Annotated in this window: 9 protein-coding genes; 4 read left to right on the forward strand and 5 right to left on the reverse strand. The window is 72.4% G+C overall.

Annotated features, from left to right (window positions below; translation table 11 throughout):
• Window positions 1-292 precede the first annotated feature (292 nt).
• The gene (locus NYF13_RS01595) at window positions 293-1,237 is read left to right on the forward strand and encodes an NADP-dependent oxidoreductase (RefSeq protein ID WP_315653695.1); all 945 of its coding nucleotides are present in this window, start codon (window positions 293-295) and stop codon (window positions 1,235-1,237) included.
• A 46-nt stretch (window positions 1,238-1,283) separates the two neighbouring features.
• Here NYF13_RS01595 and NYF13_RS01600 read toward each other — a convergent pair whose 3' ends face one another.
• Entirely contained in the window at window positions 1,284-2,477 is a 1,194-nt protein-coding gene (locus NYF13_RS01600) for an MFS transporter (protein ID WP_315653696.1), read from the reverse strand.
• Window positions 2,478-2,638: 161 nt separating this feature from the next.
• Between NYF13_RS01600 and NYF13_RS01605 the strand changes: the two genes are divergently transcribed.
• Together NYF13_RS01605 and NYF13_RS01610 are read left to right on the forward strand one after the other, a co-directional pair.
• Window positions 2,639-2,911 carry an ArsR/SmtB family transcription factor gene (locus NYF13_RS01605; RefSeq protein ID WP_396287210.1) on the forward strand — a complete coding sequence of 91 codons (273 nt, stop codon included), beginning with the start codon at window positions 2,639-2,641 and terminating at the stop codon, window positions 2,909-2,911.
• A 192-nt stretch (window positions 2,912-3,103) separates the two neighbouring features.
• The gene (locus NYF13_RS01610) at window positions 3,104-4,288 is read left to right on the forward strand and encodes an MFS transporter (protein WP_315653698.1); all 1,185 of its coding nucleotides are present in this window, start codon (window positions 3,104-3,106) and stop codon (window positions 4,286-4,288) included.
• A gap of 44 nt (window positions 4,289-4,332) precedes the next feature.
• Here the strand turns inward: NYF13_RS01610 and NYF13_RS01615 are convergent, their stop codons facing one another.
• Together NYF13_RS01615 and NYF13_RS01620 are read right to left on the reverse strand one after the other, a co-directional pair.
• Window positions 4,333-4,638: a DUF3017 domain-containing protein gene (locus tag NYF13_RS01615; RefSeq protein WP_315653699.1), complete on the reverse strand. Its 306-nt coding sequence runs from the start codon at window positions 4,636-4,638 to the stop codon at window positions 4,333-4,335.
• The gene (locus NYF13_RS01620; RefSeq protein ID WP_315653700.1) at window positions 4,638-5,492 is read right to left on the reverse strand and encodes a bifunctional methylenetetrahydrofolate dehydrogenase/methenyltetrahydrofolate cyclohydrolase; all 855 of its coding nucleotides are present in this window, start codon (window positions 5,490-5,492) and stop codon (window positions 4,638-4,640) included. Before NYF13_RS01620 ends, NYF13_RS01615 begins: the two co-directional genes overlap by 1 nt.
• Before the next feature lie 229 nt (window positions 5,493-5,721).
• Here NYF13_RS01620 and NYF13_RS01625 point away from each other — a divergent pair, with 229 nt between their 5' ends.
• On the forward strand, window positions 5,722-9,003 hold the full coding sequence (locus NYF13_RS01625) for a glycohydrolase toxin TNT-related protein (protein ID WP_315657143.1): 3,282 nt from the start codon (window positions 5,722-5,724) through the stop codon (window positions 9,001-9,003).
• A gap of 59 nt (window positions 9,004-9,062) precedes the next feature.
• Here the strand turns inward: NYF13_RS01625 and NYF13_RS01630 are convergent, their stop codons facing one another.
• Both NYF13_RS01630 and NYF13_RS01635 read right to left on the reverse strand, forming a co-directional pair.
• Complete coding sequence (locus NYF13_RS01630; RefSeq protein ID WP_315653701.1) at window positions 9,063-9,650, reverse strand: pentapeptide repeat-containing protein; 588 nt, start codon at window positions 9,648-9,650, stop codon at window positions 9,063-9,065.
• Window positions 9,651-9,795: 145 nt separating this feature from the next.
• Window positions 9,796-13,137 carry an error-prone DNA polymerase gene (locus NYF13_RS01635; protein ID WP_315653702.1) on the reverse strand — a complete coding sequence of 1,114 codons (3,342 nt, stop codon included), beginning with the start codon at window positions 13,135-13,137 and terminating at the stop codon, window positions 9,796-9,798.
• Window positions 13,138-13,668: the final 531 nt, after the last annotated feature.

The raw sequence follows: 13,668 nt of genomic DNA on the forward strand, positions 1-13,668 counted from the left end.
GAACGACGGATCGGGCACGGGCGATGTCGTCCGCTGGGAAGACTCGATGGGCACAAAGAAATGCAGTCGCGAAGCCTCAAACAGCACCAAGAAGTCCAATAGTTTGAGCGTGACGAAGCTGTCCTTCACCGAGCAGTCCGGTGAAGCGTCTAAGAACGACAACGCGTCCGCTCAGCGGCCGCGGCCAGAATCCCGCGGCCCACCGGCCCGGCCAGTCGCCCACGTTACGACAGTGACTGTCACAAAGTGGTAGAGTCAGCGACTGTCACTACGCGAACCGGAGGAGAACCGCATGAGCCCGACCACCGCCACCGTCGTCCGCTTTCACGGCTACGGCGAGCCTTCGGCCGTGCTGCGCGAGGAGCGCGCCGAAATCGCCGACCCCCCGCCCGGCCGGATCCGGGTGCGGGTGACCGCGGCCGGGCTCAACCCGGCCGACTGGGAGCTCTGCCGCGGGTTCATGGCCGGGAGCCTGCCGCGCGGCATCGGCTACGACGTCGCGGGCACGGTCGACGCCGTGGGCGGCGGGGTCGAGGACGTCGAGGTCGGCGACCTGGTCTTCGGGACGGCGGACTTCGTCGGCCAGCCGAGTGCGGGCGTCGCCGAGTTCGCGATCCTCACCAGCTGGTACCCCGTGCCCGAAGGGCTGGACCCGGCCGAAGCGGCCGTGCTGCCGATGGCCGTGCAGACGGCGATCTGGACGCTCGACGCGCTGGGCCTCGAGGCCGGGAACACGCTGCTGGTCAACGGGGCCGGCGCGATGGTCGGGTTCGCCGCCGTGCAGATCGCCCTGCGCCGCGGCGCCCGGGTCATCGCCACCGCGGGGCCCGCCTTCGCCGACGAACTCGTGAAGCTGGGCGCCCAGGTCACCCCCTACGGCGAGGGCCTGGCCGAGCGGGTCCGCGACCTGGCGGGCGGACCGGTCGACCTCGTCTTCGACGCCCCGCCGCCCAAGCCCGGTTCGATCGCCGAGCTCATCACCCTCGTCGAGGAACCGAGCCGGGTCATGACGATCAGCAACCACGACGAGGCGCGGAGCCTGGGCGCGCGCGTCAACCTCGACCACATCACCGCACCGGCGTCGACCTCGACCTTCCTGCCCCGGTACGCCGCCCTCGCGGCCGAGGGCGCGTTCCGCATCCCGATCGCGCGTGCCTATCCGCTGGCCGAGTGGCGCGACGCCGTGCAGCTCAGCGTTTCCGGCCACCCCCACGGCAAGGTTGTCCTGCTCCCCTGAACGGTGGGCCGGAACCCGCGCCGGCTCAGCCGTTCACGAAAGCAGCTCAGCCGACCGGCACCTCTTCGCGGGCCGGCGGACGGGCCCGGGTCTCCCAGAACAACAGCAGCACGGCGAACGCCACGGCGGTCAGCACCGCGGCGATCTCCGGCAGCACCTGGGGCCCGGCCGAGGTCAGCACCGCGCCGCCGACCACGCCGGACAGCCCGACGCCGAGGTAGATCGCCGAAGCGTTGAGCGACAGCGCGAGACCCGCGTGACCGGGTGAAAGCTCGATCAGCCGGTGCTGCACCGGCGGGTTGAACGCCCACGTGCCCATGCCCCAGAAGAACAGCGTGAAGGCGGCACCCACCACCGTGGTGGTGGTCAGCGGAAGCAGGGCCAGCACCACGGTGATCCCGGCCACCACCACGAGCACCGGCACCCGCGCGCCCCACCGGTCGGCCACGCGACCCCCGGCGAAGTTGCCGACCGCGCCGCCGAGCCCGTAGCAGAACAGCAGGATCGTGACGGTCCCTCCGGTGACCCCGGCCGTCACGGCGAGCAACTGCGAAACCAGCGTGTAGACCATGAACGCGGCGAGGCAGGCGAGCACGGTGGTCACCAGCAGCGCGACCACGCGCCGGTCCCGCGCGACCGCGAACCGCTCGGCCAGCCGCACGGCCGGTGGCGCCGCGACCTTCGGCAGTGCGAGCCGCACAGCCAGCGCTCCGGCCAGCGAGAGCACGCCGACGAGCAGGAACGCGGCTTCGTAGCCGAGCTGCTGGGAGATCAGGCTGCCGAGGGGCACCCCGAAGATGAGCGCGACGGTCAGCCCGCCGAACACCGTCGCGACCGCGCGGCCGCGACGCTCCGGCGTCGACAGCTCCGCGGCCACCGCACTGGCTCCGGGGGTGAAGACGGCGGCACCGGCCGCGGTGACCACCCGCGCGATCATCAGCGTGACGTACCCCGGTGCGACGGCGGCGAACAGGTTGCCGAGGCCGGTCACGACCAGCGCGGCGACCAGCAGCGAACGGCGCTCCCAGCGCCCGGTGGCCGCGGCGAACAGCGGCGAGCCGATGGCGTACGCGATGGCGAAGGACGTGACGAGCTGCGCGGCGGCCGTCGCCGAGACGTGCAGCTCCGAGGTCAGCGACGGCAGCAGTCCGGCGACGATGTATCCGCTGGTGCCGACGCCGAAGGCGCCGAACGCCAGCACGGCGTTCCGTGACGCGCCCGAGGACGGGACGGTGGACATGGAGGGGCCCCCAAAGGCGAAGCGAGGGATTGGTTCGATGAACGTCGTAGTTCGATGGTCACCGTACTACGCCGAGCCGGCAATTTCGACGGGAGTCGTACTATGGACTCGTGGCCGATACCTCGCACCTGACCCCGCTGATCCACCCGGCGCGGGAGGAGATGACCGTCGAGGCCGTGCTGCGCGCGCTCGCCGACCCGGTCCGCCTGGGCATCGTCCGCCAGCTCGCCGCGGCGGGCACCGAGCTGGCCTGCGGAGTGCTCGCGGTGCCGGTGACCAAGTCCACACTCACCCACCACCTCGGCATCCTGCGCCAGGCCGGAGTCGTGGCCGGGCGCCAGGAGGGCACCACGCGGTACAACTCGTTGCGCCGCAAGGATCTCGACGCCCTCTTCCCCGGCCTGCTGGACGGGGTGCTGGCCGCCCGCCGCTAGCGCGGGCACCGGGCGTGAACAGGCTCACCCGGATACCGGGATGACAAACCGGCCCGGCGTCGGTTCAACTGGGACGAGACAGCACACCGGCGTCGGGGCCGTAGCGCTGTCTTGTTTTTTGCCCTCGTACTAAAGCGCTTCAGAACGGGTTACACCCGGGTGGAGCAATCGATTTCTCCAGGAAGGAGCGCCGTGCCCGTCGCGTTGCTCGCACTCGCCATCGGTGCCTTCGGCATCGGTACCACCGAGTTCGTGATGATGGGTGTGCTGCCCCAGACCGCCGCGGACTTCCACATCGACATCCCCACGGCCGGTTACTTCATCTCCGCCTACGCCCTGGGCGTGGTGATCGGCGCCCCGCTGCTCACCGCGCTCGCCGTCCGGCTGCCGCGCAAGACCATGCTGCTCGCCATGATGGGCCTGTTCACCCTGGGCAACGGCCTGTTCGCGCTGTCGCCGAACCAGGAGTTCGGCGTGGCGTTCCGCTTCCTCGCCGGGCTGCCGCACGGCGCGTTCTTCGGCGCCGGCGCCGTGGTCGCGTCGAACATGGCCGGACCGGGCCGGCGGGCCAAGGCCGTGTCCATGATGTTCATGGGCCTGACCCTGGCCAACGTGATCGGCGTGCCGCTGGGCACCCTGCTGGGCCAGCAGGTCGGCTGGCGCGCCACCTTCGGCGTGGTCGCCGTGATCGGGCTGGTGGCCGCGGCCGCGATCGCCAAGCTGGTGCCGCACCAGGGCCGCCCGGCCGAGACCTCGCTGCGCGGCGAGCTGGGCGCGTTCCGCCGTCCGCAGGTGTGGCTGGCGCTGGCCATCGTCACGTTCGGGCTCGGCGGGGTGTTCGCCTGCCTGTCCTACATCACGCCGATGCTCACCGACGTCGCCGGCTACTCGCCGTCGAACGTCACCCTGCTGCTCTCGCTGGCCGGGGTGGGCATGACCGTCGGCAACTACCTGGGCGGACGGCTCGCGGACCGGGCGCTGATGCCCGGCCTGTACGCCGCGCTGCTCTCGCTGGCCGCGGTGCTCGCCGTCTTCACGGTCACCGCGCAGGGCAAGGTCGGCGCCGCCATCACCATCTTCTTCGTGGGCGTGGCCGGCTTCATGATCGGCCCGATGATGCAGGCGCGGATCATGGAGAAGGCCGGCGGCACCCCGTCGCTCGTCTCCGCGGCCGTGCAGTCGGCGTTCAACATCGCCAACTCGATCGGCGCCTCCCTCGGCGGCCTGGTCATCGCGGGCGGCCTCGGCCTGGTCGCGCCGAACTGGGTCGGCGCGGGCCTGGCGGTGCTCGGCCTCTCGATCGCCGTGTTCTCCGGCACGCTCGACCGCCGGGAGTCCCGCGCGGCCGAGCAGCGGGAGCTGGCGCTGGCTTCGTGAACCGCCCTTGGGGTTCACCGACGGTGCGGACCGTCGGTGAACCCTCACGCGTCGAACGGGCCGCCGCTGATCGTCAGCGCGATGTAGAGGACCGCGGCGCCGAGCAGTCCGCAGGTGACGATGTCGACGGTCCGGCCGCGGATCGCCAGCAGGCCCACCTTTTCGGTGGGCAGCAGCGCGCGCAGCAGCCCGGCCGCGAACAACGCGAGGCCGACCAGGACCGCGCCCTCGCGCCAGTGGTACTGGACGATGCGCAGCGCACCCACCGCGACCAGCAGCAACACCCCCGCGAACGGCGCGTGGACCGTCCAGCCCCGCCCGTCCCGGCGCCGGCCGCCCGCCATCGCCATCAGCCCGCGACCGCGCGTTCCGCGGCCTCGACCACGTTGCTGACCAGCATCGCCCTGGTCATCGGGCCGACCCCGCCGGGATTCGGCGAAAGCCAGCCGGCCACCGCGGCCACATCGGGGTGGACGTCACCGGTGAGCTTGCCGTCGACGTGCGAGACGCCGACGTCCAGCACCGCCGCCCCCGGCCGCACCATGTCCGGCGTGATGATCCCGGGCACGCCCGCGGCCGCGACCACGATGTCGGCGCGGCGGACCTCGGCGGCGAGGTCGCGGGTCCCGGTGTGGCAGAGGGTCACGGTGGAGTTCTCGCTGCGGCGCGTGAGCAGCAGGCCGAGGGTGCGCCCGACGGTGATACCGCGGCCGACCACGGTGACCCGCGCTCCGTCCAGCTCGACGCCGTGGCGCTTGAGCAGTTCGATGATCCCGTACGGCGTGCAGGGCAGCGCGCCCTTCTCGCCGAGCACGAGCCGGCCCAGGCTGACCGGGGCGAGGCCGTCGGCGTCCTTGTCCGGGTCGATGCGCTCCAGCACGCGGTTCGCGTCGAGGTGCCGGGGCAGGGGCAGCTGGACGATGTAGCCGTGACAGGCCGGATCGGCGTTCAGCTCGTCGATGACGGCTTCGAGCTCGCCCTGCGAGATGTCGGCGGGCAGGTCGCGGCGGATCGAGTTCACGCCGATCTTCGAGCTGTCCGCGTGCTTCATCTTCACGTACGAGTGCGAGCCGGGGTCGTCGCCGACCAGCACCGTGCCCAGACCGGGGACCACCCCCCGCCCGGCGAGCGCGGCCACCCGCGGGCCCAGCTCCGCGAAAATGGCGTCCTTCGTGGCCTTGCCGTCCAGAATCTTCGCCGTCACGGCCCCCATTCTGGCAAAGCGGCGCCGGGCGACGTCGACTGCCCGGCCGCGGGGCGGATCACCCTCGCCCCGCGCGTCGCGACCGGGCTCGGATCGCCACTGCCCGTAGACTGCCCGTCACCCCACCACCGGCTCCGCGGCCCGGCCCGCTCGGGCGTGTGATCTTCCGCATACGGCGTCGGCCGAGGTCAGACCGCAGGTCGGTGTGCCCGTGAGTGGCAAAACCCGCATGCGGGGTGCGTTCGTGCGCGCGAACAGTCAAAATGTCAGCGTGGCACAACCGACGACGCAGTTGAACGCGACGGAGCAGGACACTCTGGTCAAGCAGATCGGACTGGCCCTGCTGCGCGCCGCGCCGCGCGACTGGCGCAAAGTCACCGCGGAGTACCGGGCGGTCGGGAGGTACCACGAGCTGACCGGCCAGATCCTCACCGAGGACGGGACCAGTCAGGAGTGGGTCGCCACCCACGACATCGCGACCCTCTTCGGGCGACTGCGCGGCGGCATGTACCGGGACGGGCGCGGCACCTGGTTCAACGCGCGCTACCAGCTCGACCACCCGTCCAGCTACAACCTCGAGTACAACCGCGACGAACCGCCGTGGAACCTCGCCCCGCCGCCCCAGGCCTACCAGGACGAGCTGCGCATGTTCCCCCGCACGGAGGAGAACGTGCCCGAGTGGCTGATCCGGCGCATGTCCGGCCTCGGCCCGGAGCAGCCCGGCCCGCACTTCCGCATCGCGCGGATCTTCGACACCATCTCACCGGCCGGCCGGCCGGTGATCAACCGGCCCGACCTGGAGGTCTCGGAGCAGGACCGCCTGCTCGACTACCTCGACCACGCCCCGCTGGTGGTCCAGGAGCGCGGCTACGACATCGACCGGCTCGCCCCGGCGCCCGAGGCCACCGTGCCGGTCGCGTTCCACAGCGACGGCCAGTGGATCTGGCCCGCGGCGGTGAACTTCTACCTCCAGCGCTACGGCGTCTCGCCCGAATCGGACCTGGTCGAGCACATCCGCTCGAACGGGTTCCAGCTACCGCCGGTGGACGAGCCGGCCCTGCAGGGGGCCGCGGCGTACCTCACCCGCGGGAACCAGCAGGCACCGCAGGGACGGCCGGGGGCACCGGCCGGGCCGGGTCAGAGCGGACCGGGCGGGCCCGGACCGGCTGGGCCCGGTGGCCCGGGTGGCCCGGGTGGCCCCGGTCAGGGTGGACCCAATCAGGGCGGGCCCAGTCAAGGTGGGCCCAGTCAAGGTGGGCCGGGTCAGGCCGGTCCTGGTGGCCCCGGATCGGGCGGTCCGCCGGGTGGGCCGGGGCCGGCCGGCCCCGGTCGGCCGAACGGGCCCGGTCAGGCTGGTCCGGGCGCACCCGGGGTCGCGGCCGCGGCACTCGGGGGTACGGCGCTCGGGGCTGCCGGAGCGGCCGCGCTGGCCGGTTCCGGCGGGCCGTCCGCGGGTTCGCCGCCGGAAGCCCCGGCGGACGTCCCGCTCGCGGTGCACCCGGAGCCGGAGCAGCGCGGCGAGCCGCCGTTCGAGCAGGTCTTCGACGACTACCAGGACGAGCCGCACCACGACGCCGCCTCGGCCTACGACGAAGAGCCCTACCACGAGGCCGAGAGCTACCAGGACGGGTTCGACAACCACTTCACCGAACCGGAGCACACCGAGCCCGAGCGGAACGGTCCGGCGCCGACCGCCGAGCGGACCGCGCTGTACGCCCCGGTCGACCCGGACGCCGCCCCGACGGGGCAGCCGCACCCGGCCGAGGAGACCGCGCTCTACGCGCCCGTGGACCCCACGCCTCAGCCCGAGGAGCAGCAGCACACGCAGCTGTACGCGCCGGTTGAACCGTCGCACCCGGCTGAAGGGTCCGCGCAGTACACGCCCGCGGAGCCGGAAGAACAGCACTCGGACCAGCACGGTCTGTACACCGGACCGCAGGACGAAGAACAGCACGACCGGTATTCAGGTCCTGAGTCCGAGGCCGCGCACAACGGGCACTACGAGGACGAGCACGCCGAGTCCTACGGCGAGGAGGCTGGTCACCACGCCGGTCCTTACGCCGGTGAAAACGGCCAGTACGTCGAGGAAGACGACCAGCACCTCGACCAGTACGCCGGCGAAGGCGGCCACCAGCGGCACGAGGAGGAGCCGGAGTTCGACTCGGGCCCGCCGACCGCGCTGATGGACGCGGACAGCTCCGTGCCGGGAGTGCCGTCGGTGCCGGGTGTGCTGCCGGTGCCCGAGACGCCGGTCCGCGGTGGCCACGCGATGCGGTCCGAGGAGCCGGACCGGACCGAGACGACGCCGGACGACGTCCCGGCCGCCCAGTCCGGGCCGTCCCCGTCCGTGCAGTCCCAGTCGATGCAGGCCCAGTCCGTGCAGGCACCATCCGCCCAGGCCCAGTCCGCGCAGGCCCCCTCCGGGCCGCCCCCGTCGCTCCAGTCCCAGCCCGGCCTGCCGCAGCAGCAGCAGGAGCCGACCGACCCGACGCCGCCTCGCCGGTCGCGCCGGGCCCGGCCGGCCGAGCCCGCGCTGGCCGGTCTTCAGGACAAGCTCGACCAGCTCGACGTGCCCGAGGAGGCGTACCGGCTCGGTGAGGCAACTGACCGCGGCTGGGCGATCGAATCGGTCGAAGAGGGCTGGCGCGTCGCCTGGTACGACGGTGACCTGGTCAACCCGGCCGTGTTCGGCGACGCCGAGGACGCGGCGGCCTTCATGCTCGGCAAGGTGCTGATGCACCCGGAGGGTCACCCGCCCGTCGGGGAAGAACCGCCGCCGGCGCCCGTTGAGGAACCGGTGGCCGAAGCCCCGAAGCCGCCGATGATGGCGACGCTTTCGCCGGCCGTCGCGACGGGCTCGTTCCCGGTGCGGCCGCGCGACGACGTGCCACCGCAGGAGCAGACCGCGTTCACCTCGGCCGCGGAGCTGCTCGGCGACGACGAGCCCCCGGCTCGCCCGCCGGTCTCGGCCCCGCAGCCCGTGGCGGCCCAGGCTCAAGCCCAGACCGCGCCGCCCGCCGCTCCTCCGCGCCGGGAGCCGCCGATGGCGGCCCCGCTGCCGCCGATGTCCCCGCCGCCGCGCCGGGACGAGCCGGTCCGCTCCGCCAACGGCGCGGGCGGGCGCGCCGGTGCCAACGGTGGCGGCAACGCCGGGCAGCAGTGGCCGATCTCGCCGCTTTCGGGCGAGCCGCCACTGACGTTGTTCCGCGGCAAGGAGCTGCGCGAGCTCCCCGCGGGGAGCGAGCTGGACCGGTTCGGCGGCCCGAACGGCAACCTGACCTACGCCGCCGGGACGCCGTTCGAGGAGCGCTCGCTGGTCCCGGAGTGGGTGAACCGGCCGTACCACGTGTACCGGGTGCAGCGTCCGCTGGAGACGCTCGCCGGGGTCGCGATCCCGTGGTTCAACCAGCCGGGCGGTGGTTCGGCGTACCTGCTGCCGGCCTCGATCGAGGAGCTGGTCGCCGAGGGTGACCTGATCGAGCTGGACCCGGGCGAACCGCCCATCGACTGACCCTCGTCACGGCGAAGGCCCCCGGTGCACGCCGGGGGCCTTCGCCGTTCGCACCGGGTTTACTTGACGATGAGCCCGTGGGCGGCGGCGAAGGACACGGCCGTCTCCACATCGATGTACGCGCCGCGGAGATCGGCCTGCACCAGCGCGTTCGCGTCGAGGATCGCGCCGCGCAGGTCGGCGCCGGGCAGCTTGGCCGCGAGCAGCCGGGCGCCGCTCAGGTCAGTGCGGCGCAGGTCCGTGCCGGTGAGGTCGGCTTCGGTCAGATTGGCTTCCCGCAGCCGCAGCCCGGACAGGTCGAGCTTGCGCAGCCGTCCGCGCGCCAGCGACGTCAGCGAGAGGTCGCACTCGGTCAGGGCGATGCCCTGGAACCGGCAGTCCATAAAGGACGACCCCAGCAGCGAGCACGAGGACCACCGGCTCTCGGCCAGCACCGTCCGGTCGAACTTGCACGACCGGAACGCCGAGGCGTCGTGCCGTGAGCCCGCCAGGTCGGTCCTGGTGAAGTCGCAGTCGTCGAACGTGCAGCCCCGGGTGCGCAGGTCCCGCAGGTCCGCCCCGGCGAAATCACAGCCGACGAACTGGCGTTTTTCCCACCACTGACCGGAAAGAACGGCTTCCTGGTAGTCCTCACCCGTCTCGATCACCCCGACAGGATGTCACAGCCGCACCGGGGGCCCGATGGGCGGAGGGCTCAGTTCCATCGTGGGCGACGAGGCTTTCGGCGCATTCGATGAACCCGGGGCGGCTCGTGCCTGAGCCCACCGCGGGCTCGATCGAGGGTTCGGGGGTTCAGCGGAAATCCCGCGACTTCGCCGTGATGCGCAGCGGCAGCGGTTCGAGCTTGAGCGCCCGGACGCTCGCCACTCCGTCCGACTTCTCGAGTACGCCGTGGACCAGCAACGCCGAGCTGGAACGGGCGACGCGGTGGAAGCGCTGCCACAACCCGAGCGTGCAGATGACGTTGACCATGCCGGTTTCGTCTTCGAGGTTGATGAAGGTGACCCCGCCGGCGGTGGCCGGGCGCTGGCGGTGCGTGACCGCGCCGCCGACGAGCACGTGGTCGCCGTCTTCCAGCTCCGGCAACCGGTCGGCGATGACCACGCCGAGAGCGTCGAGGCGATCGCGGACGAACTGCGTCGGGTAGCTGTCCGGGGAGAGGCCGGTGGCCCAGACGTCCGCGGCGGCGACGTCCAGCGCGTCCAGGCCCGGCAGCGTCGGCGCGTCGACCCCGGCCCCCGTGCCCGGCAGCTTCTCCGGCCGGTCCTGGGCCGCGGCGCCCGCCGACCACAGCGCCTGGCGGCGGTCGGGGCCGAAGCCGGCGAACGCGCCCGCCGTGGCGAGCGCCTCCAGCTGCGGCGTGGTGAGCCGCACCCGGCGGGCCAGGTCGGACATGCTCGCGTACGGCCCGTTCTCCTCGCGCTCGGCCACGATCTGCTCGGCGACCGCGGTGCCGACCGCGCGCACGGTGCCGATGCCGTTGCGCACGGCCCGCAGTTCCCCGCCGTCCGGCCGGGGCTCCAGGGTGGCGTGGGGCAGGCTGAGGTTGATGTCCGGACCGAGCACGGTGACGCCGTGCCGCCGCGCGTCGGCCACCAGCGACTGGGGTGAGTAGAAGCCCATCGGCTGCGCGCGCAGCAGCCCCGCGCAAAAGGCGTCCGGGTGGTAGTGCTTGAAGTACGCGCTGGAGAACACGATGTGCGCGAAGCTCAGCGCGTGGCTCTCCGGGAAGCCGAAGTTCGCGAACGCCTTGAGCTTCAGGAAGATCTGCTCCGCCAGCTCCGGACGGACACCCTTGGCCACGGCGCCGTCGAGGAACCGCTGCCGCAGCCGTTCCATCTTCCGCGTCGAGCGCTTGGACCCCATCGCGTGGCGCAACTGGTCGGCCTCCGCGGCGGTGAACCCCCCGACGTCCAGCGCGATCTGCATCATCTGCTCCTGGAACAGCGGCACGCCCTCGGTCTTGTACAGCGCTTTCTCCAGCAGCGGGTGGTCGTAGTCCCACTCTTCCCGGCCCTGCTTGCGGCGGATGTAGGGGTGCACCGAGCCGCCCTGGATCGGGCCGGGGCGGATGAGCGCCACCTCCACCGCGAGGTCGTAGAACTTCCGCGGCCGCAGCCGGGGCAGCGTGGCCAGCTGCGCGCGGCTCTCCACCTGGAACACGCCGATCGCGTCGGCGCGGCAGAGCATGTCGTAGACCTTCTGGTCGGTCAGGTCCAGGTCGGCCAGGTCGACCCGCACGCCCTTGTGGTCGCGGACCAGGTCGAGCATGTAGTGCAGGGCCGAGAGCATGCCCAGGCCCAGCAGGTCGAACTTGACCAGCCCGGCCGAGGCGCAGTCCTCCTTCTCCCACTGCACCACGCTGCGCCCGGGCATCCGGGCCCACTCGACCGGGCAGATCTGGCTCACCGGCTCCCGGCAGATCACCATGCCGCCGGAGTGGATGCCGAGGTGGCGGGGGAAGTCCTCGAGCGCGAACGCAAGCTGGACGACGTCCTCGGGGATGTCGTGTTCGTGGTCCTTTTCGGTGCTGCGCAACGAACCCCAGCGGTCGATCTGCTTGCCCCAGGCGTCCTGCTGGCCGGGTGAGTAGCCGAGGGCGCGGGCGGCGTCGCGGATGGCCGAGCGGGCGCGGTAGGTGATCACGTTGGCCACCTGCGCGGTGTTGAGCCGGCCGTACTTCGTGTAGACGTGCTGGATGGCCTCCTCGCGGCGGTCGGACTCGATGTCGAGGTCGATGTCCGGGTAGCCGTCCCGGTCCGGGGCCAGGAACCGTTCGAAGAGCAGCTCGTACAGGACCGGGTCGATCTTGGTGATGCCGAGGGCGTAGCAGACGGCCGAGTTCGCGGCCGATCCCCGGCCCTGGCAGAGGATGTCGGATCGCCGGCAGAACTCGACGATGTCGTGCACGATCAGGAAGTAACCGGGGAAATCCAGCTCTTCGATGATCTTCAGTTCGTGCTCGAGCTGCTGGTGCGCGCGCTCTTCGTGGGGCTTGCCGCCGAAGTGCTCCTTCGCGCCCTCCAGGGTGAGGACACGTAGGTGCTCCGCCTCGGTGCGCCCGTCGGGCAGGTCGAACGGCGGCAGCTTCGGTTCGAGGTGGTGCAGCTCGAAGGCGCACTCGCGGCCGAGCAGCGCGGACCGCTGGACGGACCCGGGGTAACGCTCGAAGATCTCGGCCATCTCCGCCCCGGAACGCAGGAACGCCATGGAGTCCGGCGGCAGCCAGGGCTCCAGCTCCTCGATGCTGCGGCGCGCGCGGATGGCCGCGAGCGCGTCGGCGAGGGCGCCGCGTTCCGGCCAGGCGTAGTGGGCCGCGGTGGTCGCGACGGTGGGCAGGTGGAAGTCGCGGGCCAGCCGGGCGAGCAGGTCGTTGTGGGTGTCGTCGAGCGGCAGTCCGAGGTCGGTCAGCTCGACGTACACGTTGTCCCGGCCGAAAAGCTCCACGAGCTCCCGCAACCGCGCGGCCGCCGCGGTGGGCCCCTGGGTGACCAACGCCGTGCGAACGGATCCCTTGCGGCACCCGGTGAGCACGGCGCACTGCCCGGCGACCTCCTCGGCCACCTCGCGCAACCGGTAGACGGGCCGCCCCTTCTCGGCGTGCTGCCCGGGTTCCGCGCGGCCGTCGTGCCCGCGCATCTGCCCGGCGGTGATGGCGCGGCACAGGCTGCGGTACCCGTCCGCCCCGCGGGCGAGCAGGAGGAGGTGCGCGCCTTCGGGATCAGCGTCCCCGTTCTGCGGCCCGGAAAGCCCAAAGCTCAACTCGGTCCCGAACACCGTCGCGACGCCCAGTTCCTTGGCCGCCTCGGCAAACCGGACGACCCCGTACATCCCGTCGTGGTCGGTCAGCGCGATCGCGTCGAGCCCGAGCCGCGACGCCTCTTCGACGAGCTCTTCGGGGTGGTTGGCCCCGTCGAGGAAGCTGAAGTTGGAGTGACAGTGCAACTCGGCGTACGGCACCCGCGCTCGGGCCACTTCGAGGTCGCTCCGCGGCGGCGCGACTCGTTCGGGACGCTGGTAGCCCTCACGGCGCCTCCCCCAGGCGGGACTGTCGCCGTGGTCTCCGGGAGGCAGGGCCCCGGACAGCGCCCGGGCGAGATCGCGCCACGGGACGGGCGGGTTGTTCCAGCCCACGGGTCAGCCCCCCCATGGAGCCCGGGGGGCGGGGATGAGGGGCCTCCGGGCGGGTGCGGGACGCTCGCGCTTGGCTGGTTCCGGGCTGCGCGGGGGGATCTTTTGGCGCGGGGCCGCGACCGGGCGGCTGATGGCGGGTCCAGTCCGTGGCGAGGGAATTGCGGGCAGGCAACCGAGAGCCGGATCGGCTTGCTGCGGACGGACGCAGCCCCGGCGAACCTGCTGCTGCGGGACCGCGGGCGGGCAGGCCGGGCCCCGCCCTGCCACCTCCGAGGGAACCGCGGGCAGACGCGGCTCGCCTGGACTTGCGGTCTGCTGCTGCGGGATCACGGGCGAGCGCGGGACGTTCGAGTGTGCCTCCTCCGGCCGGACCGCGGGCAGGCTCGGGTCGTCCGGGTTCGCTTGCTTCGGCGGGATCGCGGGCAGGTGGGCACCGTCCGGGTTCGCTTGCTTCGGCGAGACCACGGGCAGATGGGCATCATCCGAGTTCGCTTGCTTCAGCGGGATCCCGGGCCGGTGGGCACCATCCGG

This window comes from Amycolatopsis sp. PS_44_ISF1 (assembly GCF_032335455.1).
GTDB lineage: Bacteria > Actinomycetota > Actinomycetes > Mycobacteriales > Pseudonocardiaceae > Amycolatopsis.

Bases quoted from the DNA above. Each gene is read 5' to 3' on its own strand.
- NYF13_RS01625 (WP_315657143.1), top strand. From the start codon at position 5,722: ATGCGGGGTGCGTTCGTGCGCGCGAACAGTCAAAATGTCAGCGTGGCA.
- NYF13_RS01615 (WP_315653699.1), bottom strand. From the start codon at position 4,638: ATGGCGATGGCGGGCGGCCGGCGCCGGGACGGGCGGGGCTGGACGGTC.
- NYF13_RS01600 (WP_315653696.1), bottom strand. From the start codon at position 2,477: ATGTCCACCGTCCCGTCCTCGGGCGCGTCACGGAACGCCGTGCTGGCG.
- NYF13_RS01595 (WP_315653695.1), top strand. From the start codon at position 293: ATGAGCCCGACCACCGCCACCGTCGTCCGCTTTCACGGCTACGGCGAG.
- NYF13_RS01605 (WP_396287210.1), top strand. From the start codon at position 2,639: ATGACCGTCGAGGCCGTGCTGCGCGCGCTCGCCGACCCGGTCCGCCTG.